This is a genomic window from Paenibacillus sp. J5, assembly GCF_054955055.1.
Genome location: NZ_JBUEDD010000020.1, coordinates 1 through 25,726 on the forward strand (window position 1 = coordinate 1; position 25,726 = coordinate 25,726).

General features: G+C 55.3%; 19 protein-coding genes. 2 read left to right on the forward strand and 17 right to left on the reverse strand.

Annotation, left to right across the window (positions count from 1 at the left end; translation table 11 throughout):
• From ACY1JZ_RS25390 to ACY1JZ_RS25460, 15 genes are all read right to left on the reverse strand, one after another.
• On the reverse strand, nt 1-426 hold the full coding sequence (locus tag ACY1JZ_RS25390; protein WP_270169006.1) for a DUF4280 domain-containing protein: 426 nt from the start codon (nt 424-426) through the stop codon (nt 1-3).
• A gap of 21 nt (nt 427-447) precedes the next feature.
• Entirely contained in the window at nt 448-2,718 is a 2,271-nt protein-coding gene (locus tag ACY1JZ_RS25395; protein WP_462631537.1) for a pentapeptide repeat-containing protein, read from the reverse strand.
• Between the two features lie 531 nt (nt 2,719-3,249).
• Complete coding sequence (locus ACY1JZ_RS25400) at nt 3,250-4,662, reverse strand: contractile injection system protein, VgrG/Pvc8 family (RefSeq protein ID WP_270169004.1); 1,413 nt, start codon at nt 4,660-4,662, stop codon at nt 3,250-3,252.
• Nucleotides 4,659-5,321 (reverse strand): hypothetical protein, encoded by a 663-nt coding sequence (locus tag ACY1JZ_RS25405; RefSeq protein ID WP_462631538.1) that lies wholly within the window; start codon nt 5,319-5,321, stop codon nt 4,659-4,661. Before ACY1JZ_RS25405 ends, ACY1JZ_RS25400 begins: the two co-directional genes overlap by 4 nt.
• A gap of 24 nt (nt 5,322-5,345) precedes the next feature.
• Nucleotides 5,346-6,137: a DNA and RNA helicase gene (locus ACY1JZ_RS25410; protein ID WP_270169002.1), complete on the reverse strand. Its 792-nt coding sequence runs from the start codon at nt 6,135-6,137 to the stop codon at nt 5,346-5,348.
• Nucleotides 6,138-6,202: 65 nt separating this feature from the next.
• On the reverse strand, nt 6,203-8,866 hold the full coding sequence (locus ACY1JZ_RS25415; protein WP_462631539.1) for a molecular chaperone: 2,664 nt from the start codon (nt 8,864-8,866) through the stop codon (nt 6,203-6,205).
• 131 nt (nt 8,867-8,997) lie between these two features.
• Nucleotides 8,998-9,693: an iron-dependent peroxidase gene (locus ACY1JZ_RS25420; RefSeq protein ID WP_462631540.1), complete on the reverse strand. Its 696-nt coding sequence runs from the start codon at nt 9,691-9,693 to the stop codon at nt 8,998-9,000.
• Nucleotides 9,684-11,153 (reverse strand): normocyte-binding protein, encoded by a 1,470-nt coding sequence (locus ACY1JZ_RS25425; RefSeq protein WP_462631541.1) that lies wholly within the window; start codon nt 11,151-11,153, stop codon nt 9,684-9,686. Before ACY1JZ_RS25425 ends, ACY1JZ_RS25420 begins: the two co-directional genes overlap by 10 nt.
• Before the next feature lie 91 nt (nt 11,154-11,244).
• Complete coding sequence (locus ACY1JZ_RS25430; RefSeq protein ID WP_462631542.1) at nt 11,245-13,059, reverse strand: PP2C family protein-serine/threonine phosphatase; 1,815 nt, start codon at nt 13,057-13,059, stop codon at nt 11,245-11,247.
• Nucleotides 13,060-13,065: 6 nt separating this feature from the next.
• Nucleotides 13,066-13,956: a PP2C family protein-serine/threonine phosphatase gene (locus ACY1JZ_RS25435; protein WP_462631543.1), complete on the reverse strand. Its 891-nt coding sequence runs from the start codon at nt 13,954-13,956 to the stop codon at nt 13,066-13,068.
• Entirely contained in the window at nt 13,920-14,462 is a 543-nt protein-coding gene (locus tag ACY1JZ_RS25440; RefSeq protein WP_270168994.1) for an FHA domain-containing protein, read from the reverse strand. The genes ACY1JZ_RS25435 and ACY1JZ_RS25440 overlap by 37 nt, the downstream gene beginning before the upstream one ends.
• A gap of 26 nt (nt 14,463-14,488) precedes the next feature.
• Entirely contained in the window at nt 14,489-15,070 is a 582-nt protein-coding gene (locus ACY1JZ_RS25445; RefSeq protein WP_462631545.1) for an FHA domain-containing protein, read from the reverse strand.
• Between the two features lie 70 nt (nt 15,071-15,140).
• Nucleotides 15,141-15,602: a J domain-containing protein gene (locus ACY1JZ_RS25450; protein ID WP_462631547.1), complete on the reverse strand. Its 462-nt coding sequence runs from the start codon at nt 15,600-15,602 to the stop codon at nt 15,141-15,143.
• A gap of 272 nt (nt 15,603-15,874) precedes the next feature.
• On the reverse strand, nt 15,875-16,300 hold the full coding sequence (locus ACY1JZ_RS25455) for a membrane-associated protease 1 (RefSeq protein WP_270168990.1): 426 nt from the start codon (nt 16,298-16,300) through the stop codon (nt 15,875-15,877).
• A 133-nt stretch (nt 16,301-16,433) separates the two neighbouring features.
• Complete coding sequence (locus ACY1JZ_RS25460) at nt 16,434-18,602, reverse strand: transcriptional regulator (protein WP_270168989.1); 2,169 nt, start codon at nt 18,600-18,602, stop codon at nt 16,434-16,436.
• Nucleotides 18,603-19,062: 460 nt separating this feature from the next.
• Here ACY1JZ_RS25460 and ACY1JZ_RS25465 point away from each other — a divergent pair, with 460 nt between their 5' ends.
• Nucleotides 19,063-20,958, forward strand: coding sequence for a VWA domain-containing protein (locus ACY1JZ_RS25465; RefSeq protein ID WP_462631548.1), 1,896 nt, complete (start codon nt 19,063-19,065; stop codon nt 20,956-20,958).
• Nucleotides 20,959-21,026: 68 nt separating this feature from the next.
• Here ACY1JZ_RS25465 and ACY1JZ_RS25470 read toward each other — a convergent pair whose 3' ends face one another.
• Complete coding sequence (locus tag ACY1JZ_RS25470; protein WP_462631549.1) at nt 21,027-21,932, reverse strand: serine/threonine protein kinase; 906 nt, start codon at nt 21,930-21,932, stop codon at nt 21,027-21,029.
• 432 nt (nt 21,933-22,364) lie between these two features.
• Here ACY1JZ_RS25470 and ACY1JZ_RS25475 point away from each other — a divergent pair, with 432 nt between their 5' ends.
• Nucleotides 22,365-23,711 (forward strand): FAD-dependent oxidoreductase, encoded by a 1,347-nt coding sequence (locus ACY1JZ_RS25475; protein ID WP_462631550.1) that lies wholly within the window; start codon nt 22,365-22,367, stop codon nt 23,709-23,711.
• 104 nt (nt 23,712-23,815) lie between these two features.
• Here ACY1JZ_RS25475 and ACY1JZ_RS25480 read toward each other — a convergent pair whose 3' ends face one another.
• On the reverse strand, nt 23,816-25,528 hold the full coding sequence (locus ACY1JZ_RS25480) for a methyl-accepting chemotaxis protein (protein WP_462631551.1): 1,713 nt from the start codon (nt 25,526-25,528) through the stop codon (nt 23,816-23,818).
• Nucleotides 25,529-25,726 lie beyond the last annotated feature (198 nt).

Here is a 25,726-nt window from a genome sequence, read left to right on the forward strand (position 1 = left end):
TCACTCCAGATTTTGTCCGTCGTCCTCGATTCGGATGCTCCCTCCATACAGGCACTGGTGACGACATCCGCTCAGCAGCGCTGACCGGCCCTCAATCTGCACATCCTCCTTGCCCCCGATCCAGGGCATCGTTAATACGGGCACACAAGGCGATTTTTTCACTCCGTATGAATCGACCATCGTGCTGCTCTGCACGGCTGGATTCTGTACACTAGAACAATTGCCGAAGCTGACAATATTGCGCCCGCTAACATAATCCCCCACATTCGCCTGAGCCTTGCCTTTGATCGATACCCCATGGCTAAGCGGCAGCTCCAGCCGTGTCGGCTGTGTGCCGCATGAGCAGCTCAGGATCGCTCCTGCAACCACATAGCTCTGCTTCACTCCCTTACCTGGCTCAACCTGAACAGGCTGCGATGTTGACATGTCTACTCCTCCTCCGACACTCTAGTAGCCTGGCTCCATTTCCATTTCCATTTCCTTTTCCTTTTCCACTTCCTCCGCTTCGTTATGCAGTAATCGCGTGTCCCTTGGCTCAACACTCATCACAGGCTCCAGCCTAATCCCTGTCATCCCTCGGCGCAGGATGCTCTCGGCAACTGCCAGCTCGACATAGATGGCCAGGCTATGCAGTTCCTGCACTCGGAATACGGCCGAAGTTACTTGACTCGAATTCAGCACAAGCTGCCGCACAGTGCCGTCCCTGTGCCACTCCGTACCTTCTCCGGCTCCAGCAATGACCTGCAGCAGCGGTACCCAATACAGCTCCTGGCGACAGCGCGCCACATCCGCCAAAACAACAAGCTGCCAGTCGGCAGCCGGCACATACATCTCCAACACTCGTTTCAGCCGATCCGACACGAGCGGTACCGGATGCTCGATCAGATCCGGGTAGACAACAGCGGCCTGCGCCTGGATCGCCACATGAAGCGGCTCTCCCTGCTCTGGAAGCGCCGCTCCGCGCGCCAAGCCTCCACGCAACAGTTCACCATACACCTTGCCCAGTTCCGGTACCTGCAGCGATTCCTTTCCCCTCGTATCTGCCATCAGCTTAAAATAGCTCGCCGCCCCCGCCGTATAAGGCAGCTCCTCCAGCCGCATCAATCCAGGCGACCTCATCCTCCCCGCATAGGCAGATGGGACAGTCACCGCAGTGGTCGCATATAATCCCTGCTGCACTGGAGTAGCATCATCCCCCTGCAGCTCAACCCGGTGGTCAGCAGCCGCCACCGACCTGATCTCCTCTTCCGTCTGCTCCCCGACCAGGGGCAGCGGTCCGCTGCGGCGAACGAACGCCCGCAGCAACGCGCCGTCATCCAACTGCGCCCCGCGGAAATCTGCCCCAGTGATCTGCGCTCCGGTAAAATCCGCACCGCGCAGGTCAGACCCGGCAAAGCAAGCCCCCTCCAGCTCTGCGCCAAAGAACGACACCTCTGCCAGCCGACTGTCCCGAAATATAGCCCCACGCAACCGTGCGTATGGAAAAGCTGCACCGCTCAGATCGCAGCGCTCGAATCGGAGTCCCTCTGTCGGCGGCGGTCCCCACGGCAGAGCGGTTACACCGGCATCGGCATCTACCGCTGCAAACCTGCTGCCTGCCAACGCACACCCGGCAAAGCTTGCGCCATAGAGACGGCTGCCTATGAAGTGGCAACCATCCAATGCGCAGTTTTCCCATCTGGTTCCTGCTAGTACAGCCTTCTGTATGCTGCTCCCCTTCAGACTACAACTGCGAAAGGCCGTATAACGCATATCCAGCCCATCATAGTCACCTTCATCCAGCAATGCGCTGTCAAAGGCTTGATAGGCATATCCCTGCTCTTCCTTCTCCTCCAGCCATGCCTTGAGCTTGTCGGAGATAGCCGTTGTCTGCTCCACACGATAGATCGACTCGCTCTGATCCCGATATTCCCCGACTCTCGCCTCAAAGCTGTCTGCCCGCTCTAATCGCCCGAAGCTCTCCAGAACACACGCCTCCTGGAACGCCTCCCGCAGCAGCGCAACCACATAAGCATTCAGCAGCGGGACAGCGAGCTGGCAGGCATGCTCCAGCTCATTGGCATCTATCGCTCCCTGATAGCTCCGCTTCCCTGCTTCCTGGCTTAACCTCTCCCTGAAGACCGTCAGTGCGGGCAGCAGCCAGGATGCCTCATAGATATGCCGAATAGGCGCTCTATCCAGCAGCCAGCGCTCATCCGTTGCTTCCACCAGGTACAGCATCCGCTCTGTTGCTTCGTTCTCCACCTGATTCTGGCTCTGTGCTGCCTCATGCCCATGCACAAGCCCTCGTCCCTGTTTCCATCCAGAGTCTTGTTGAAGATCGAGCTTCCCAGCCTGCTCCATTTTCCCGCCTTGACCAAGACCGAAACCGCGCAAGGCCTCCTTCTCCCCGCTTAGTCCAAAATCGAACCCTTGCACGCTCTCCTTCCTGTCGCTTGCTCCAGGCCCGGACTCGTTCCGCTGCTCCTTTGTCCGTCTCTCCCCTGGGATCAGCGAGGTACGCAGAACAGAGTAAGTCACCATCGCGATGGCACCCTTGCTCCCATTCGCCTGGTGGAAGGCGATCTCGTGAAACTGAAGATCCAGCATCTGCACCGCCTCCTGCCTCCACGCCTCCTTGCCCTGCCTCCAGCGCCTCTCCAGCTCCTGCCTCAGCTTCTGCATACAAGCTGGAACAGCCTGCTTTCGAAAATTTTCCCGGATTTGCTCTCGATCCACCGTCTGCCCCCTCTTCATACGGCGTGTCTTAGTCCTGCCACTGCTTTGGCATCGCTCACCGCCCGCTCGCCCCCGGCTACGTCTCATCGCCTTAACGCCTCGCCCGCGACCAGTACGCCTGCGTGAAGGCGCCCGCAATAACGCTCCTTCGGCGTCCTCTGCTCCCTGCAGAGGTTCAGGACACCCTGATCGTTCGATCTTGTAGTAGCGTTCTATAGTCGTGACGAGTAAATTACGATTACTGCTCCCCCCGAATATCTTAATCATCTGTGATTTAACCGCTTAAGCGGTTGCAATTCGGGGACAAAGGCGAACGCTTCGCCTTCAACAGCCTGCCTCTCCTCTGCACAACTATCTTCCGTTGGCTCTAGGGCGTGTCTGAAAACTCTGAACGGAACAGATCTGGCCGAATTTTCGTTCCAGGCAAGGCGCTTTTTCGCAGGCGTACCGGGGGTGCGCCTGCGAAAAAGCAACGCAGCATGGGGCGAAAAGGCGGGGAGAGATGCCCTTTAACGGGTTTTCAGACACGACCTAGTTCGACTTGACCTCGCTGCCGACCAGACTCGTCAGACCTGCCATATTGAGCGTGCTGCCCTTGCAATCAATCTGCAGCTCCTTGTCCGCCGAGAGGGAGATCGTCTTCGCCTTCAGCGTTAACGCCCCATTCGCCCGCAGGCTTAATTGCTTGCTGCTGGTGAGGGAGATTCCCTCCTTCTCCGACAGCCTGATATAGATTTCGCCCTCCTTGCCGCTAATGACCAGTTCATCCGGCCCCAGTCGGATCTCCTTGCCCGACGGCGTTCTTAGCAGCTTCACCTGCGGGTTCCCCAGCTTATTGCTTGCGCTGGCCTGCCTGTTGCCCCGAACCGCTGCACCCGCAACAGCCTCCGCTTCTTCCTTCCCTGGAAAATAGACTGCGACACGATCCCCGATCTCCGGCATGACATACCATCCGGTATTTCCGCCCGCTCCATAGGCCGTTGTGTACGGGAACCAGTGCGCCTTATTCGCCTCCTGCGCCTCATCAATATCCAGATGCACCTTCACCTTATCCGCTCCGACCGCGATAACGGTGCCCGGCAGTGAAGCGCCGATCAGCCGCTCGTTGTAGAGCCTCTTTTTCCTTAGCCCCTTATGCGGACAAAGCAAGTATTGATGCGTCAGCAAGCCGTGCTGCATCGACGTATGCGCTTCATATACATAGAACCGCCGCCCTTGAAGCACCAGGCTCCCCCCCAGCTCCAGCACCTCCTGTGTTTGCAGCTCCATTACGGTGAAGTCATGCTCATGAACGGAGATCGTATCATTTTCTGTAAAATAATGATAAGGCGCCAGCCGCTTGCGCATCGTATATGTGCCTGGCTGCAGCTTGATCCCGGTCTCCTGCTCATAGATGCCAAAATAGAACTTTGGCTTGTCGAATTGAGCAGCCGGAACGAGACTCGTCCGAAAACGCGAGGCCAGCCGCCGCAGAAACTCCCAGTCCGTCTCCTCATATTGCAGGGTGAACCGTCCCAGCTTCGCGCCTCCGGTGCCTTCATCCATCGCATCCAGCCCCGGATAGTCCTGACCGATCTGCCGCAGCAGCTCGGGGATGGTCAGCTTCGCCTGTTGGAAGGAACGGCTTTTCCGCTTCCGATCCAGCAGATACGTGGAAGAGATTGCATCCACCTCCAGCATATAGACGCCGCCCTGTGCGCTCACCTCGACCGATAGCGCCAGCCCGCTGAACAGCAGTCTGCTCACGCCCTCCTCATCGGTCTGACGCACCTCGATAACGGTATCCCGCTCGATCCGATCCACAACCTCATCCTTCTGCTCCTCCGGGATGATGCCCGTACAGATCATACGCGTATGCTCATTAATCATTTTCGACAGATACAGCTCATGCAGCTCCAGTGAATCAAACGGCGTCACCTGCAAATTATGATAGCCCGTACTCATCCTTCCTCCACCTCCTGTCCGTCTGCCAGTGCCAGTGAATGCATCATCCGATGCGCAAGCGGCTGCCACAGCGCCATTGCCCGCTCCGTACAGTTGAACGAGCACATCAACGCCTGGCCATCCAGCACAACAAACGCCATATAGTTGTATAGCGGCTCATCCAGTGCAGGGGAGATGAACTCGCAGCACCCCATCGCCTGACCGTCGGCACGCTCTGTTACACGGTGCCCGATCCACCTGCGAATCGGCTGCATCGAGCGCAGCAGCTTGACCATTTCCTCCGTGAAATCCGGCACTCCCTCCTCCGTCAGCGTATAGTCCGACAATGAAAAAGCGATCGTAATCGCCCCCTCATCGTCTGCATAGATGATCGAAGGACGATGCTCGGAAGGGAATTTCAGACGCGCCTCCTCCGGCGTGAGCAGGCGGAAGGCTCGTGGCAGGAAGGTCAGCAGCCTGCCTCCCAGCAGCTCCTGCTGACCAAATGGCACCCATTCCTCACCGATCCGCTCCGGGTAATTCGATAGCGGTGCTAATCGCTCTGGCTCCTCTGTTACTCCCTGCTCAGCCGCGCGCGCACTCCCCTCCTCGCTCTCTCGGCGCTGCTGCTCCTCCAGCTCGCGCATCATCGCCACTATCTTCTCGTCCATATGCTCCATGAACTCTTATCCCCCTTCTTGTACTCACTCCACGATCATGACTCGCGGCGCGCCTCCATGCCGAGCCGCATGGCGTGGCTGCCCCTCCGTCTTGCCTGCAAGCTCGAGTATGCGTCTGAGCGCTTCAACCAGCGGCCAATTCCCCCATCTGCGAAGCTGCGACGGCTCCTCTCCAAGCTTCGCTGCCACATAAGCCATAATGACGGTCCGCTCGACTACCCCGCTGTTCAAGCATTGCAAGCCGAAGGCAATGTCCCACGGATCGCTCGTGCCGCTGGCAAGCAGCTCACTGGCGTAGCCTCCGGTAATCGCCGGATGCAGTGTCGGCTCTCCTCGTCCGGCATAGACGGCGCCGATCAACTGAACGGTATTATATTCGGTCATCATATCGAAGAAGCCGCGATACTCTGTCCGCAATCGTGCTCCCGCCTTGAGCTTGAAGCGCGCCAGCTCCAGCTCGCTGCCTGCTCGCACCGGCTCCGTATCCAGCACCAGCTCAGTACGGGACAGCGTATAATCATGCTGACGGCTCGCGCCGAGCACACGAAGCTTCAGCAGCGTCTCCTGCCCTGTCGAAACATAGGGGAGCTGCATCTCCTGCTCCAGCACATAGATCGTTTCCCCTTGCTTGATTATGCCTGGCCTGACCACCAGCGTGTGCTCCCGCACCAGCACCTCCGTTCCAGCAATAATGCCATCTGAATAATGCTGATAATGAAGCTGAATTAGATGGCGGGGATAGTCGCGAAGCTTGCTCAGCATCTCGCTTTTCAGTACTCGTCCTTTCTCAAAGTGAGGATAATAATCTGTAAACATCGCCCTCTCCCCCAATCCGTCCTCTGTCTACGCCGCCGGGCGAGTCCCCCCGCATACGCCGTGTTTCATTTCAGCCCGTCAAAAAAATCCAGCTCCGACTGCTCGCTCTCAAACGCGAAAAACTGTCGCGGACCCACATAAAGCTGCTCCTGCTGCCGCAGCACAGGTACGGCCTCGAAGCCCCAGCGGTTGTCGCCTGCATACACAAACAGCTTCACCTCGCCGTTGGCAATCGCGTCCGTCTCCCCTTGGGGAATTCGCTGCCCGTATTCGGCTGCGATGTCCTCATACAACGCCTGCTTGTACAGCCTCGGGTTGCTCCGGTATACATATTTGCGCCGCACGCCGCCCTCACTGCCGCTGAGAAACAGCTCGATCTCCCCGACGCCGGACGGCCGCGAGATCGTTCCCCGCGCTTGGTTCATACGCCCAAGGCTGCTGATCAGCACCTGCTCCTGGCCGCTATGCGTGTACGCGGCAACCGAATACGGGATGACCGGCGCACCGCCGGTTATCGTCGCCTCGACCACACCTGCCTTGCGGTCGGCCAGATAACGGATCGCTCCGCGCAGGCAGGCCAGCTTCAGGTCCGGCACTCGCCCCGCCTCCTGCTGCTGCCGAAATTCAATGCTGCGACCCGGCACAAACTCCTTGAGCGCCTCGCGAAAGGCATCGATCCGGCAGGATTGCCCTGTCAGCTTGATGATCGAATACTGCTGCAGCCGCCCGTCGCGATAGAATTCCTCGAGAAATTTGCGGACAATATCGTAAATATCCGCTTGAATCAATCGATTGATCTCCCGAATATTGAACACCACATCCGGGTAATGATGCGCATCGCAGAACCTGCCGTCCTCTACCACAGACAGCAGCCATCGGCTAACCGCCGTTACATGCAGATCATCCTCCTGCAGCTCCTTCTCATGGAAGCGGCTGCGAATCATGCCTGTTCGCTGGTAGAACTGCTCCTTCATCCGCTCTGCCATCTCCCACAGAAAATAAAAATTGCTCCGCACCCGCATATACTCATCTCGTGTCCGATTCACATAATCGGCATAGCGCGTAGGAATCTGGCGCTCCGCCTCGGCATACGCCGCCTCGAAGCGCGCATAGACCGCCTGGGCTCCATGCTCATCTACCATCCGGTACACATCCGTTCCTTGCGCATCAAGCAGACGATCCATATCCGGCTTGCTCCCTTGCCCGCTATAATAGGCGGCAAATGCCAGCTTCATATATTGCATAATCCGATACGTAATGTTATTACCACCAAAGTTCGTATCGCCATTCTCATACGTCGCATGAATATGGAGCTTGTAGGCAATCCGGTCATCCTCGATCGTGAATCGGCACGACGACAGATCGGTCGTTCCACCGCCGCAGTCGATCACCAGCGCCTGATATTCCTCTCCATTACGGAAGCTGCCGCGTCCGATCTGTGCGGCGATCGTGTTATAGAGCACCGCTAGCCCTTCATCAAGCGCATGCTCCTGCTCGATGTCATAGCCTGGCAGCAGGGAGGAGAATAATGCCAGATATTGCGTCTTCAGCTTGACTGGACTCGTCAGATGCAGCCGCTGGAAGCGACACTTGAACTGATGCTCAGCCACCTCGATTACGTACTTGAGATACGCGCGCATAATATCGTGACGCTTCACACGCATGGTCTGCCCATTGACGTCCGTCAGCTCCTCCTCCTTATCCGGCTGATTGACCCAGCGCTTCATCCCCCGAAGCACCGTCGCCTGACCGCCGTAGCTGTTGCGTCGCAGCGCCCGCAGCGCCTCATGGCCAAACGAGAGACGCGGCTCGCCCTCACCCGAGCAATCCTCCGCGCTAACTACGGTCGGCAACAGCTCGCTCCAGGCCTCCAGCCGGGCCGCACTGTCCGGGAAACGAACATAATTAATAGCATCCAGTTGAATTCTGCCGTTCAACCTGTCCAGCCGCGAAGGCACCGCGACATAATCATGACTCAAATAAGCGCCGGCCGTCGTGCCCGATGTACCAAAATCGATCGCCAGCACAGCCTCCGTTTTCTCCAGCTCGCGAATCTCCAGCCCTGCAAGCGGCAGCTTATAATAATGAAGATTCGCAGGCGGCTGCGGCCGGGCCTCATAATAAGCCCGGTACAGATAATCCGAATCCGCCTTGCGGAAAAAGAGCAGGCTGTAATGGCGATTGGAGGTCATTCGCCAGGAGCGCCCCTCCGCCTCAAGAACATAGCGCGACTCTCCGTTTGCGGCTGAGTCTTCATGCTCCCTCACCAGATTGAAGATGCCGCACAGCTCCATCTCCTCGCTCACCAGCAGCACATTCGTCTCTCCCAACAACGAGCCGCCGCGGATGTGGTAGCCGTCACGCTTGCTGACCTTCAGCCCGTTCCACAGCACCAGCATCGCCGGTCCGCTCAGTGCGGCCCGTTCCGGCAGCGGAGAATTCAGATAAGCAAGCAGCGTCTGCTGCACCCGCTCCAGGCCACCCTCGCACTCCGTGCGGATCAACCGCCGTTCCTCGGCATTGCGGTATCTCAGAATAGTCCGCACCAGCCCCTCACGATCCAGCGTGTGCGCCAGACCTGCCACCAGCTTCTCTTTGCGGCAAATCTGCTGCAACTGGAAGGTGGTCAGCTCCTGCAGCTCCGTCTCTGTGTAGCGTGCTCCCCCATCTCCCGCTTCCGAATGCGTATGCCCCGGCTGCTTGTACAGCCGGTACGTATATCCTTTCATCTCAGCATCCCTCCTGAGCCGCAACCCGTTTTTTCACAAAATACCCCACCCGGTATACCATTACACCCCGAGCCTAACCATCCCTTCACAGCCCCTGCTTGCGGCAGGCTGCCCATCCAAGCAGCGCTAGCCTAGTACAGCGCGATGGCATCCATCCTCATCGTCTCCTCCACATCAACAATGCCAAAATGCGCCTCCCAATAAAGCTCTGTCCGAAAATGCTCCGGCAGGAACAGATCCATGATCACTCCAGCCTTCGCGCGTGTCCGCTCATTATTTTCACGCCCGATATAGAGCAGCAGCTCGTCCCGTTCCTCACAATGCGCATATAGCGTAGACTGCGGGAACACATAGCGCAGTGTATCCCGCAGCAGATAGAGCGCTTCTCCCGTCTCATATAGACGCAGCACATTGCCAGCTACCCGGTCCCGCTCATCGCGCGAGAACAGCTTCATCCCACGGCTCACCTTGGCTCCGAATCGACCGGATTCCAGATCCTCCAGTACAAACCGGATGTAATACTCCCGCTTGTTCATCCCCTGCTGAAGATCCAGCTCCGCCAGAAAATGAAGGACCAGATCAAATAACGTCTCCCGAAGCTCAGGCGCTTCCTCCAGATTGGCATCGAACAGCTCCTTAAACAGCTCATAGAAGCGATAATACGGATTCACATCGATGGTCTGCTCCACCTGGCGGGCGTTCAGATGAACCGGACTCAGCTCCATGTAAGGGGAAAATATCTCAGCGGGCCGAAACCTCAGCCACTTCCTGGGCATCCCCTGGCGCTCGGTCTGAATGACCGCATCCCATATGTAATTCAAGCCCATTCTCCTTCACAGCGATACTCTGGAAAATGCATCTGCAGCTCCGACACAATAAAGCTCATCGTATCCTGCAAAATAAAATGATCCGACACGCCCGGTCGTTTGCTGAACGTGAGCCGCAGCGTCCGCCTGCCATGATCGGTGCGAATGCTGTCGCTTACAAAATCATTGAGGCTGTATGTACAGCAGCCGCCCGTATAGAACTCGCCTGCATGTTTATTGCCATCCATCGGTACATGCATCGATACATGCATCGATACATGTGCCGACTCGCCTTGCTGTACCCCCCTCTTCGAGTCCTCGCGTTCCATCTGCCGACTCAGCTCCGCGTGTTCCATTCCCCCGACCTTCCCGATCGGCTTCTCGCGCTCCACTTTCTCGATTCCCTCCAGCAGTTGAATATCCTCCAGCTCCAGATCATCTGCCGCCTCGAAGGAGTTGGCGATGCGCAGCAGCTCTCCCTTGGAACGAATGACCCTCTTGCCTGCATATCTGCCGATAAAGCTGCTCTTGCGGCGATTGGATACCAGCTCATATTCGGTCATAGAAGTCAGGCCATCCTTCGGTCGCGTCAGCTTCAGCACCTCCCAGTCACCCGAGCTGTCATTCGGGGAGACAACAACCAGTTCTGCTGGCATTCGCTTAATATAGCGCACCATATGCTTGTCGGCATGAACCAGATAACCATGCTCCGTCCCCGTCTTGCGCAAGGACAGCACATGCTCATAATGAATCCGATCCTCCGCAGGCACGGGGAACCCGGCATTGCGCAACTGCAAGCGCTCGATATTCCACAGCGGAACCATACCTAGCCGTTTGTAAGGCTCAAATTCCTCCAGCAGCACAGTAAGCTCCCTTACCGTCTCATGCTCCTGGGGCACAGCATCGCAGGAAACCAGCAGCACCTCATAAAATTTGTGAATATAAGGATGATGGACCGTCCTCCACGGCACCCCATTTTGCTGAAAAATCTCATACAGCCGCTCCACCTCGTTCATATACCGCTGGCTCTTGCGCAGCCTGACCTGGATCGGATAGCTGCCCTCTGTCGTTGCCAGTTCGCCTTGAAACAGCCGTTCCTGCTCCTCCAGACCGCGCAGCATGCTATAGCCACACTCCAAAAAGATAGTCGTCAGCACCACTTCCTCTTTGCTTCGCAGCTTATCCGCAAGCTCCGTCAGATCGGTTAGCAGGTCGCGTTCCTCCTCCATATCCTCTGGCAGCATCGGATACAGAAACTCATGAATCGGGTCCACGGCCTCCCTGGAGCACAACGATGCATAGATGTCATGACGCTCCTCATGATCCTCCACCTCGGCAAATATCCGTTGCTCCAGCTCGCGGTTTTTCTCCTCCTGATACTCCACCAGATTCATAAACAGTCCGGTCATGACGTTCTTGAGCAGTCTGCGCTGCTCCAGATCCTCCATCCGGTTCAGCCGATCCATAATCAGCTCCTTCATTCATCCATCCCTCCTCCCGGCTATCATCGCCCTGGGCTCCACCGTTGCCGACCTATGTGTCATCTCCACCCTGGGCTCTACCGCTGCCGACCTATGTGTCATCCCCACCCTGGGCTCTACCGCTACTTCCACTTCCACTGCCGCCGTCTGCCGCAGCCAGCGCCTCCTGCAGCTTCTCATCAGTCTTGAGCAGCTTCTCGCCGACATTCAACACATCGTCGAGCAGGGCAAGCTCCTGATACAGCTTCTGAGCCAGCTTATACGTTGCCAGCGCCGAGGCATATTGATTCGTTCCGTATTCCCCATCCCCCTTAGCCTCCAGCCTGCGCGCCTCTTCCTCCTTGCTCGCCTCTGTCCGAGCCCGTTGCTCAGCTTGCAGTTGCTCCTGCGCCTTGGCAATTTTCCGTTCGGTCGCCAGCACCTTCTCGAGCATGCCTACACTCTGGTAGATCTCCTGCGCAGCAGAATAGGCTTGCACAGCCGCTGCATAATCCCCCTCCGCATCGCTCAGCTCAGCCTGCTTCTCCAGCTTTTCGCCGCCTATTAGCTTCAACTCCCGCTCGATCGCCATCAGCTTCTGCTCCGCATCCTCCAGCTTGGCCTTCAATTCCTTCTCCCCGCTTGAATAGGAGGCATCGATCGCTGCCTTGCGCGCACGAGCATACAGTTGTCGCGCCGCCTCATAATCCTGGGCCTCTGCCCTCAGATCCCCCTCCTTCATCCAGTCCAGCACCTGCTGCACCGACTCCGCCTGAGCAATCTTGCGCTCGATCATGGCCGCATCGAACAATGCGTCCCCTTTGGCCTCCTGCTGAGCCTTCCTGTAGCTGGTTAGCGCCTGAACATAGTCGCCATCCTTCAGTGATCCGTCTCCGGTGACGATTAGCTGTGAGATACGCTGCTTCTTGTCATACAGCTCCAGATGAAGCCTGTCCTTGACCCGCTTGGCTGCGTTGCGCGCCTCGCTGAACTCCTTCACCGCATTCGGATAGTCGCCATCCTCGACGAACACCTCTGCATTGCGCGCATGCTCGAACATGCTCTCGATCGACTCCGCCTTCTTAACGATGCTGCGATACGTCATATAAGTCGCCCCGCTTCCCACGAGCAGCAGCGGGATCAGTATAAGCAATAGCCGCTTGACCAGCTTGGCCCGCTTCTTCGGGTCCTCTTGGAATGCTTTATTTACAAATATTGAGCATATTGTATAATTAGGTATTTTATTTTGTTGTTTACTGAGCAGCAGCTCCTCCATCGTATCGGCCAGACTTATGTGATCCTGTGCTTCGGCTACCGCATCCATCAGCTCGGGCGAGTCCACATTCTCCCACATGCCCGGCGTGCACATCATCAGCACATCACCGTCGCTAAGCCGTTGCTTACGGGAAATGTACGGTCTGAACTCCCCCGGCTGCCCTGCGTAATGCAGCAGATTATGCCGCTCCTCATGGCGATTCAGCCGATCCTCCGCGACAGCCTCCTCCCTCGCTAGCTGCCAGGAGAGGCTCTGATCCTCGCTGCGCGCATGGAGTCTGCGGTTGCGGAACAGATAGATTCGGCAGTGGCCTGCGACCGCCCAGACGACCTGTGAGTAGTTGGTGACGATGACGGCGATGCCCGCCTTCAGCCGAACTCGCGTGCTCTCGGTCTGGAGCAGCCGATGCGCCGTCTGCATCCAGCCTCGCAGCCGCCTGGGGGACATGGACGGCTTATCCATGAATTGCTTGAGTATGCTCTTGACTACAAGCTGCGCGCTGTATACCTCCTTGTCCGTATCCAGACCATCCGCAATGACATAACAGGCCAGATCATCCAGCTCCGTATAGGCAAAGTAATCCCGATTATGAAGCGAGGTGCCTGCTTCCGAGACAAAGGCTGTCAGAAATTCGCTGTTCTCCTTGCGCATCGTTCGTTACCAGCCCTTTTCCAATAATATTACCGTGGCATTATCCTGATAGCTCAGCCGTTTCTCCTCGACCGCTTCAATGATCCGCTCCACCGTTACATCCGCTGTTCCTTCCTGCTCCAGCAGCATGCACAGCTCCAGCTCAGTGAGGCTGTTCGTAATGCCATCCGTGCAGAGCAGCACGCGATCCTCCTTCTTCAAGGGGATCGGCTCGCCAATATCCAGGCTTTTGAATTGTTCATAACCCAAATAATTCACGAGTTGGCGCTTGCCCGGATGAGCAGCCGCCTCACTGGCTGTAATCTCCCCGGCCAGGTAGCGCTCCTCCAGCACGGCCTCCAGCGTATGCTGCTTGTTCACCATCCTCAGCTCGCCATTGCGATACAGCGCGATGACGCTGTCGCCGACCGCCCCCCAGTACAGATAGCCGTCGACAATGACGACCGCTGCCAGCGTTGTTCCGCCTCGCGCGCCTCCCAGCTCGCGAACGACCTCGCTGTTAGCCAACGCAGCCGCCTGCGAGAAAAACGCCGGCTGCTCCGCCGGGATCGCCTGTTTCATAAATTGCTTCATCCAGGCCGATACTGCCGTCATGCTCGCCAGCCGACCATTCGCCAGCCCGCTGATGCCGTCAGCGACAACGGCCATCGTGCGGCTGCCCACCGTCGCAGTAGCAAAATAATCATCCTGCTCCTCTCGCTTGCCGATCGTCTGCCCATTGCCGATCTGCACTCCCTGCCCGTTGCCGGCGCGAGCAACCGCCCCGGCTCGTTGAGACACATAATGACGCAGCAACAGCAGCAGCAGCAACAGCGCAGACAGCCCGCTTACCGTCAACCACGCCTTCAGCTCGCTGCCGATCATGACGGCTCCGTCTTCCCTTTCTGCTGCTCCCATTCAAAATGGACACCGCAGAGCGGGATGAAAATAAACTTGCTGCGTCCCAGCTCAATGACATCATAGGCGGCCAGCTCTACGGGCGCATAGATCGCTTCATTGTTGTGGTAGGCAAGCCCCGAAGCATCCCCTGGCAAAAGAAAGAAATTGCGCTTCTTCGGATCATAGACGATGACCGCATGATTGCGCCTGGAAATCGTATTGTCGCCGAGTATCCGGATATGCATCTCCTCGGAACGGCCAATAAAATTTTTTTCGGCCAAAATGCGGTAATCCTGCCCCTGCTGCGGCCCTTCAACACATACCAGCCAGCCCGTGACCGGATCAATCCCTTCCACCTCGCCCATATATGGCATCGTCTTGTCATCCGTCTCCGGTGGAGAGGATGGCGGCATCTGGCCTTTCCTTGCCGTCGGCGCTTCGACCGAAATGCTGCAATACGGGCAAATATAGCCGTGTTTTCTCGTACTGAACATATGTCCGTTCGCACATCTTGTCAGACTCATCTACATTCCTCGCTTCAACTTTTATGCTATTTCAACAGCAATCGGGTGTTGGCTATATAGAGCATATCCCCGCTGCCAATCTCCTGCGGCTTCTCTGTATCCACCCGCTGCACGCTGCTTGCATTCGCTTGCCGAATACCGATCCCGTTGCGGGAATCCGCATCCTCGACATACCATTTGCCATCCGCGCAATTAAGCACTGCATGCTGGGGACTGACCAGCACCGCATATTCCGCATCGGACAGGTCAATGTCCACCTCCATCTGCGGACTGCTCTTGCCGATCAACAGGGAGGTTTCCCCCTGCACGTACCATTCCTTCATGTGTTCTCCCTCCTCGTCGATCAAGATGATCCTGCTCATCGCTGACGATTCGGTTGTTGCGAGTATTGCCCGCCCCCTTCTGCGGTAACGTAGGCCGTACCATAACGCTGTGCACAGTAGCAGGCCCCCTACCCCATACTGAAGCGCGACAACGGGCTGAAACGCATATGTGTATGTGAGCAGAGCCGCCACGTTGACGATGAGAAGCGCATCGATCAGCGTCACCCACCACGGGACGATGCCGTCCTGTCCCTCCGCCCTATCCGCTTCTGAATGCTCCATCATGATCCCCCTCTCTACTTCCGTCATCTGGGCTGGTTATGCCCTATCCTCTCTTTGACCGCTCTCCTTTGGTCTATCTTTTGCCAAAAAAATGATTGAAGCGATCCGTCACATCAAGCGGATTGCGCCTTGCTGAGCTGCTGCGTCCCGAGCTGTCGCTGCGCTTCTTCGAATCCGGATGAAAGCCGAAGAAGCGGTCGAAGGCCTGAGCTGCATGGGCTGGATCGAAGCGGTTATCAACTGTTCCTTCGGCTGAGGCTCGGCCAGCCGATGCGCCGGAAGCAGACGCCTTGCCTTGGCCCTTATCGCCTGGTGTAGCTGCACCTTGCCCGCCACCTGCATCATAGGCTTGACGTTTGATGGGATCGGATAACGTCTCATACGCCTCCTTCAGTTGCTTGAAGCGCTGCTCCGCCTCCGCCGTCCCACCGTTCACATCTGGATGCAGCCGTTTGGCCTGCTTGCGGTAAGCTGCCTTGAGCTCGGCTGCAGTCGCTGTCTGAGCTACGCCCAACACCTTGTAATAGCTGTGCATATCTAACCTTCCTCGCTGTTATTTATAGGCACCGTCTGTCGCTTGCCCGACCACTTTGATCGGCCCTGTTCGGAACTGGCGACGGCTATAAGCTTGACATCGGCAACCTGTCGACCTCCCTGCTGCGGGTAATACGTCCTCATATGAACCACCTGCCCACGCCACGAGATGGTCAGCCCACCGCCGAACTGGCGTTACCGGCCTTTGTAGCGAAACAGCCAAAGGGCTGCCCCCGTGCGGGAGCAGCGCCAATGGCGCTGTGGGCGAAGCTATTAGGCGTTGAAGCCGCCGTCGAGCTTGATTTGCTCGGTTTTGTCTTTCTTTTGCTTCAGCAGCAGGCTGAATTCGCCTACGCCCTCTGTGTCGCCGAAGCGCTCGGTGTAATCGACGATGAATGCATTAGGGAATGTAATCTGACGCACAACTTGATCAGCAGCGATTACATCGACCGTTACTTTGCGGTAGCAGTCTGCCTTCTCCGCCGGTACGAGCGACCAGAGCGCCAGCTTCTTCGTGTCGTCTGCGCCGTCACCATCTGTAGCAGTGATAATTTTGCCTGTAATTTGCAGTGTTGTGCCTACGTCTGTGGAGCGTGCATTGGAATCATTCGGCGTGTCGGTCTTGTACGCGACGGTTTTGATGTTATCCATACCCAGTTCAATTGCTTCAGAGCCCTCTACCTTCAATACGAAACCCATTCGATAAAACATCCTCTCTTGTATATATTGCTCCCGCCTCTCTGTCAGAGCGACGGGAGTGCGCTATAAGGGAATATCCCCATCACCTGCGCCAGCCATCAGAGCTTAAGCTCGTTGATCCCGGCTGCCATGACTAGGCCTTGACTGGCGTCGTCCCCTTCGTAATCGTGACCTCAAGGTTTTTCACATTGCCGTTGAACACCAGGTCGATATGGCACAGATTGCTCTTCTCATCGATGATATGGCTCATATCGTCCCCGTCATGCAATATCGAGTTGACAAACCCGCGAGTGCTCAGCCAACGGCTCTTTTGGCTGTTCGGATTGTTGCTGAAGAAGAAAATAATGTTGTCATGCTTGAAATCACCGGACTGAAAACGCAGAATACGCTCGATATAGGTGCTGACCAGCGTTTTATAGATGGAATCAAACCCATCCTCGACAGCCGCCAGACTTCTCGCCTTATAGACTGTAATCCGCTTAATATCGCGATCTCCCAACTGCGCATTTTCCGAGGAGAAGATGAAGCCGAAATTTTTGCGGTTGATCGCGTCTTTAATATTGTTCGTGAAGCCGGAAATTTCCTTGGCCATCGTCGTTCCCGCACGCAAGCCATGATCACCGGCTTCGATATCGAAGCGCACGCCCGGATAATTTTTGCTGACCGACTTGAACTTGTCCTTCAAGTAGTCCGGGCACTGATACGCCGCTACCAGACCTGCTGCCACGTAGGCCGCCCCGATGTAGACTCCTTCAATCCACAGCTTCAGCACATCCTCCTTCTCCTTGGAGAGCTGGATGCCGTCCTCGGTCTGCAGCATGCGGCTGTCGATGACCACGCCCGACTTGTCCTTCGGAATGACGGTGAAGTTCGGCAGACACGGAATCGCGAACTCGCTATACTCCTTGCGCATCAGCATGCTGCATTTGTCGATATACTTGTCGATGCCCGACGTAGCGACACTGCTGAAGGTCGTGTCCTCGCCGTTCTCGAAGCTGAAGAACAGTTGAATCTTGTAGTCCTTGACAATCTGGAGCAGCATAGACAACGACTCCATCGTATTGCTATCCTGTTTCACTGCCTGCTCGTTGCCTCTGAAGCGCTCGCGTCGCATCGGCACCTTGCCTGCGGACTGCATATCGACGGACGGCACGATGCCGAACCAGAGCGTCTCACTGAAATCATTTTTCGCATTGACCGTATTCAGGAAGGTCTCCAGTCGCGGAATGTTGTTGCTCTTCACCATCAGATCCAGCTTGCAGTTGGTAATCAGCAGCTTCGGCTGCATCCCCCTGTTTTTCGTCTCATACTGGTCGAAGAACATCTTCACACCCAGCATCTTCTCCACTAGCGGCTTGACTGTCTTGACGAAGTCGTCCTTCGCCTGCTTATAGAACTCCAGATAGGTGTTATAATTTTGCACCTCTGTCTCTACATCGATCTCATTGTGCACAGCAGGCAGCGGTGAGAAGGTGCGCACGACCAGATCCTTGATATAAGGCGAGGGGGTATCGGTCAATGCTTCGTAATCGCGCTCGAACTCCTTGGCCAACCCGCCGTCTGTATCCTCATTCAGCACCAGCAGTTCAGTGCTGTCGCTTTTGGGAGCTTCGATAATCTTCAGCTCACCGTCATTGCCGATCATCAGCTTGCCGACCAGCACCGCCTCGGACTGATTCTCCTCCTGACCGGAGCCGAGCAGCAGCCGCGTCTTGATGTCCTCGATTGCCAGTGGAAGCATCGCCATTACATTGTTGTAGTTGGCGCTGGCATCCTCGAACATGCGATTCAGCTTGTCGCCCAGATCAAGCTTCTTCGGATCGCCGTCATCCAGTCTGTCGTATTGGGAATACAGGTAGTGAATCTCCTTGCGCACAAGCCGGATGTCCTCCATCACCTTCTTGGGCGAGATCATATCGAGCAGGTTCTCGAATTTAAAATCGACATTAGACACCCCCTGACTGCGCTTCGTATCCACCAGAGTGAACAGCATCTTCAAAAAATCATTGTTCTGGTCAATCCGAATCTCCGAGATCAGGTCGTCGGCAATGCCCTCCGGTTTTCTCAGCGTATAGACGACCTTCTGATTGGCCGCATTATAGAACGAATATACCGTAGGTGAAAATTTGTTCAAAAACTCCTCAAAGCTGGCCACCAGCAGATGCGCATTAATCTCCTTTAGCAGCTCGTCGCTTAAGCTGTCAATCCCCTTTACATCGCCTACGATCGTCACAAGATCAAGCTTCTCGGGGTTCATCTCCTCGAACAAAATCGTCCGGTTGGTCTGTGTAATAATGTCCATTCTGTCCTGCTATGGCAAGCTGACGATCCCTCATCAGTCCCATAGCTTCCTCCCTTCGCTAGATAAGATAGGATATGGAAATACAAAGACATAAGGCATCCATTGACCTTGACAATGGGGACCACTCCCCTGGCCACAGCGTATGCCCTACTCTGTTACAGCTTCCACATAAAATCTCCAAATTTCAACAAAATCCTTTTCTTTTTTCTGGTACTAGTGTATTTTTACTATAAGTGCCGCCCTGATATGGTATTTATCGGATTTTACTTGATTTTCTTTTATAGTTAATTATAGGATGATAGGTGGAAAAATGAAGAAAAATAGTGGGACATTTAGACTATTTACACTTATTTTTTGTCGAATAACACTCTTTTCCACTCTGCTTTTTCCGCTCATTTCGTCGTATAACGACACTTCTCGCAGCTATGCCGAAAGTATGAGCGCACAGGAAGCGGATGTCGTGTTTGTCCTGGATAACAGCTTCTCTATGAATCAGACGGATCAGGACCGGATTGCGCTGGAAGTGATTCATATGTTTATGGACATGAGCGAGGCGGCACGCACTCGCTTTGGACTGATTGCTTATAATGACCGGATTGTGGCGAGTCAGCCTCTCTCTGCCAAGTCCGGCATCAAGCGCGAGATTGAAGGATTGCGGCGCTCCGGCTATTCGGATCTCGGGCTGGGCCTGCGCGAAGGCGCCAAGCTGCTGTCAGACAGCGCTTCCTCCGAGCGTAGCAGACTGCTGATCCTCCTGTCTGATGGTGATATCGAGCTGGGCGCATCAAGCGGTCAGCGCAAGCTGCAAGATTCCGAGTCGGATGTCGCCAAGGCCTTGGAGCAAGCAAAGCAGGAGGGGTATCCGATCTATACCGTAGGCCTGAACAGCAACGGCTCCGTGCGCGAGGAGCGACTGCGGCAGATTGCAGCCGAGACCGGCGGATCGGCATTTATTACAGACAGCGCGGATGACCTGCCAGAAATCTTCAATCAGATTTTTGCAGCCCATATCCAGTCTGTACTTATTCCTGTAGCTGCTGTTACGGCAAACGGTCAGTTGCAGGAGGTCACTGTCGAGGTGCCAAACTCCAGCATGACCGAATTGAATCTGTTGATGCTCTCCAGCCAGCCTGTATCCGAATCGCATCTCTATTTCAGCTCCAGGGATGTCCAGTTGTATACCTCAGATAAGTACGTGCTGATGAAAATCGCAGAGCCGCGAAAGGAAAAGCTGCAACTGAAATTTAGAGGCAAAGCCGGGGATTTTGTCAAAATTAATCTGCTGGGCAGCTATAATGTGCAAGGGGAGTTTCACATTGCAGACGGCAACAAGCCGATCAAAGGGCAGCCGGTGCCGGTGGAGGCATGGCTTACGCAGCCAGGCGAGGATACCAAACGGCTGACGGATCAGGATGTATATGCTTCGCTGACCGCCGAGCTGAGGATTGAAGGAGTGGACCGCAAGTCCTCGCCTCCGCTGGCCGTCCCGATGATACTGAAGGAAGATCGCAGCGGATTTACGGTGAACTATACCTTTCCTGAAGCAGGCAGCTATCGGCTATCCGTCCACCTGAACGGTTCCGACTTTTACCGCAGAACGGCGGTGCAGACTCTGGAGCTGCCTAATCTCGCTCCGCAGGCCCAAGCTCCTGCAAGCCCGCTGCAGCTCGTGAAGAGCGATGGCAGCATGCGTGTCCAGCTTCACGATTACTTCACCGACCCGAACAACGATGAACTGCAATTCGCCGCCATGGTCATGGATGGCGAGGCGTTGCAGATCGCCGTAGAACAGGGTGAGCTGATCGTCACTCCACTTCGCGCAGGCAGCACCCGGATCAACGTGACGGCGACAGATACAGACGGAGCAAGCGTCGAGGCCGAATTGAGCTTTCAGGTTTCCGCTCCCTGGAGCATCTATGCGGTGATCGCTCTGGTCACAGGGCTTGTATTGGCTGCAGGAGCAGCCTTGTATATCGTGTTCCGGCCTAAGCCAGCCTTCTTCGGACGACTGGAGGGCTACTTCCTTGAGACGGCCAGTGGCAACGATATTCCGGTCAAATACTGGCCCCTGCACACCCTGGGCACACGGCGCTCCATATCGCTGGAGGAGCTGTTTGGACAACTGGAGGTGCATGAGATTGTACCAGAGGCCAAGGACATCTGGTTCAAGCCTGGCAAGGAGCATACCTTGCTCGTTCGACATGATACCAAATGTACCGTCGTTATAGGCCGAACTCCGCTGCCGGCAGGCAGTACAGGGCGGCTTGCGTACAACGACAAGCTTTACATTACGTTCGAGGATCACGTAACCGAGATCGAGCTTCGCTACAAAGAACCCAAGCCCAATGCCCGCTAAGCGGGCATTGGGCTTCATTGTGTTCGGATAGTGGTCTGGAATACTCGTCTTACTAGCAACAGATTCTCTTACGATTGAATAGCCCCTGGACGCAGCTTCTCCTGAATCCTTAGCATCCAATACTCAGCTTGGACCGCACGAATGAACGGGCGCACGCTGGTTAGCCGGTCGGCTTTTTGCACCTCCAGCCCTTTCATAATCATATAAGAGAACCATGGCGTCAGACATCGCCTGCTGCAATGCCGGATGGACTGAAGACGCTCACCGATGATGCGCCTGGGCACATCAAGCGGGCGATTGCCACTCAGCGCATAGTACAGCACAGCCGCCAGGCTGTAGATGTCCGAGTAACTGCCTTGCCGGGAACGATCGGAGTAAAACTCCAGCGGGGAGAAAGCTGGCGTCGTAAAGATTTGCTTATGCTTCACGTTCCCCAGATCAATCGCCGCCCCGAAATCCAGCAGCTTCGGCGCGCCTCCCGGGCAGATCATAATGTTGCCTGGCTTCAGGTCGCGATGCAGAATTCCCCGTTCATGCAAATAGGCCAGTGTATGCAGCAACGGCAGCAGCGTATGTCGAAAAAACACAGAGCACAGCGCCCCCTGACGTTGTATATAGTGCTCCAGCGTCTCTCCTGTGCAGTATTCCTGCACCAGATAGATCGTGCCGTTCTCTGTGAAGTGATCGTTATACGCGACAATATTGGGATGGCTCACCGATTGCAACAGATGAATTTCATTGGTAAAGGCATTCATCAATTCGTCGAACTTGGGCCGCAGCAGCGAACTGCGACAGACGACGGCTTTGCCGTCCAGGTCGCGGTTGGCCGCAGCAGCGGGGTAAAACTCCTTAATGACGCATTTCTCACCGCTCTTGATATGATGCCCGGCATAGACATAGGACAGCTCGCTGGCAGACAGCAGCTCATCAATTCGGTAGACCTCTTTCAATCGCGTAATTGGTTTTAGTTCCATCATCGCAACTCCAATAGCTTATTAGGTTGTGTCTGAAAACCCGTTCAAGGGCATCTCTCCCCGCCTTTTCGCCCCATGCTGCGTTGCTTTTTCTTGACGTACCCCCGGTACGCCTGCGAAAATGCGCCTTGCCTGGAACTGGAACGAAAATTCGGCCAGATCTGTTCCGTTCAGAGTTTTCAGACACGCTCTAGAATGGTCCATGTAACCTCTCCTTCCTATTATCGACAAGATAACGGAAGATGTTTAGCGTCATTACAACATTGTGACATTTTTCACATTACGCTTGCAAATTCATGTCATTTGTCATAAGATGAACTCAGAGAATAAATGTGAATTAATTCACAATACTATGTGAAATGATTCACTTAGTCGTCAGCTAGCAGGAATGCTATTTCAATACGGTCTGTCATTATAAGGAGGATGCTTACTATGAAGGTCATCGTGATTGGTTGTACCCATGCTGGAACGGCTGCCGTTACCCAGATGGCAAAGCTGTATCCTGAAGCTCAAATTACGGTCTATGAGCGCAACGACAACATCTCTTTCCTCTCGTGCGGCATTGCGCTGCATGTCGGGGGTGTCGTCGAGCATGCCGAATCGCTGTTCTACTCCTCGCCGGAGCAGCTACAAGCGCTAGGTGTAGAAACAAGGATGCTGCATGAAGTGCTGGCGGTGGACACGAAGGCAAGGACAGTAACTGTGCGCGACATTATGAGCGATCAGCTCATTACGGATACGTATGACAAGCTGGTTGTCACGACGGGCTCGTGGCCGATTATTCCTAAGATGCCCGGGATGGAGCTGGACAACATTTTGCTCTGCAAAAACTATGCCCATGCGCAGATGATTATTGAACGCGCCAAGCACGCCGAGCGCATCGTCGTTGTTGGAGCAGGCTATATCGGCGTCGAGCTGGTCGAGGCCTTCGAACAGCTTGGCAAGCAGGTAACCTTGATCGATAATACACCACGTGTCCTGTTCAAGTATTTGGATAAGCAATTTACCGAGCTGGTGGAGCAGGATATGAGAGAGCGCCATATTGAGCTGGCGCTGGGACAGACTGTGACCGCTCTGGAAGGCGAGCAGGGCAAGGTATCCATGGTGAAGACGACACAGGGTGAGTATCGTGCTGATCTCGTTATTATGTGCATCGGCTTCCGACCTAATACCGGACTGTTAAGCGGTCAAGTGGAGATGCTGGGGAATGGCGCCATCGTTGTCGATGAATACATGAGAACCAGTTGCCCGGATGTGTATGCAGCAGGCGACAGTTGCGCTATCCGTTACAACCCGACAGGCGAGCCTGCATATATCCCGCTTGCTACCAATGCGGTGCGAATGGGCACACTTGTTGCCCGTAATTTGCTGGGGCCGACCGTCCGCTACCTGGGTACTCAGGGTACTTCGGGCATTAAGATATTTGATCTGAACATCGGATCAACAGGCTTGACCGAGCAAGCGGCACTTGACGCAGGCATGATTGTGAAATCCGTCACAATCTCCGATAATTTCCGTCCCGAGTTTATGCCGACTTATGAGCAGGCTCTACTCAAGGTGGTGTACGAGGAGGCGGGAGGCCGTATCGTCGGCGCTCAGCTACTATCGAAGGCTGACCTGACTCAATCGATTAATACCATGTCGGTCTGCATTCAGAATCGGATGACAATGGATGAGCTGGCGTTCGTTGACTTCTTCTTCCAACCGCATTATAACAAGCCGTGGAATCTGCTGAATCAGGCCGGACTCCAGGCATTGCAGCAGACCGTCATCCGCTGACCCTCAGAGCCTTTCGTGCCACTTATACGGCTTGAAAGGCTCTGTTTCTTATGGTCTCATCTTCAAGGCTCGGCAGCGCAGATCAAGGTTATGTCTTTAAACCCTCACGATAGCTTGAAGCGATCAACCAACTGCTTCAGCTCCGTTGACATGGTGCCCAGTTGCACTGCCGCAGCCGATACCTCCTCGATTGAGGCGGTCTGTTCTTCGAGCTCTGTCGTCACCATCTGCGATCGCTGATTGGCCTCTGTCGTAATGACAGCGATCTGCCCCATCACCTGCACCATCTCATCGGTGTTAGCATGAACCTGCTGTATGATCGCAGATATTTCCTGGCTACGGGCAGACAGATCGCTAACTGCATGGGCAATCTCCCCGAAGGCCTCTCCTGATGCCGAAGCATCGCTCATTCCTTGCTGGACGACCTGTGTTCCCTGCCGCATCGATTCCACCGCACGTCCCGCCTCCTGCTGCACCACCTCAATCAGCGAGCGGATCGTATCCGCCGAGTGGAGCGATTGGTCAGCCAGCTTCCTCACCTCCTGGGCAACCACACTGAAGCCCGCTCCATGCTCTCCGGCTCGCGCGGCTTCGATGGCCGCATTCAGCGCAAGCAGATTCGTCTGGCTGGCTATATCCGTGATGATCGCGACGATACCGTTGATTTCTGTCGCCTTGTCGTTCAGTTGTCCAATCACCTGGGAAGCATGGATGACCGTGTCGTCGATGACCTGCATCTGCTGAATCATGGCTGTAACCGCCTGTTCCCCGGCACTGGCCTGTCCGCTAGCATGACCCGCAAATTCCGCCATATCCTGAATGACCATTGCCGTCTGCTGCATACCGACAGCAATTTCATTCATGGATTGTCTGGAGGCATTCAAGCTGACTGACTGCTCCTCAGCGCCCAGCGCGATCTCGTGTGCCTCCTGACTAATCTGCTCAGCAGCCGTAGCCGTCTGCTCTGTACTGATTATGAGTAGTCTGGAGGCTTCAGATACATATTCGCTGGAGTCGTTGACCTTGCCGATGAGCGTCCTGAGCTGATGTAGCATATGTCTGACCGCAGTCACTAGCTGCCCGATCTCATCTCTGGAGGTTGCAGGCGGAACGTCACAGGTCAGATCGCCCGCAGCGACCGCATCGACTGCGGCAACGGCAACCTTCAATCGCTTGAGAACAGGTCTGGTGCATATATAGATGAGTGCAAAGGCAAGCACCAGCACCAGTAGGCCCTCCACAATGAGCTGTTGGTTCGTCTTCTGCCTTAACAATTGGATTCTCTCACTCGCATCCGGCGCACCGACATACAAGATGCCGATAATATCGCCCTTTCCACTGCGCAGCGGCATGTAAGCAGCCTGGTAGCTGTTGCCCACCACGTTAGCTGTCCCATAATAGGTCTGACCATCGGCAAGCACGCTTTGGGCTACCTCCGGGGAGACCTGAGTGCCTAGCGCCAAATCCCCGTTGTGGTCTCGCACATTGGTCGCCACTCGCGTGTCTCCTCTAAATACCGTCACGGTATCCCCGCCCGTTAACTCCCCAATCGAATCAATAACGTCGGAGTTGCCATCCATCAGCGTCTCACCTTTATACAGCCTGCCGTCAACAACATTCCACTCTCCCGGGAACTTGAGATCGATGATGCGCGCACTTAGATGCAAGTCGGATTTCGCCTTCTCCAGCGCTTCATTTTCAATGACACGCTTGACCATCCCGGTCTGCTGGAAGAAAAGCACCGAAAACGAAATCAGCAGTATCGCCATAAATAACAGAAACATTTTGGTACTGACGGATCTTGAAGCTTTGAACATGGTATTGCCTCCTTACTTGAGCTGGAACCGATAGAATGGAGTGGTTCTTGGTTCTTTTGTCTCATTCCACTATAACACTGCTCAGGCGAGAATCTGTGCGGCAAATCACATTTTCTTGAAATAAAATTGAAAAAGAGGACTCTTGCGAGTCCTCCTTCGACGGTGTTGATATGGATCGAGCATCATTTTGCGAAAAAT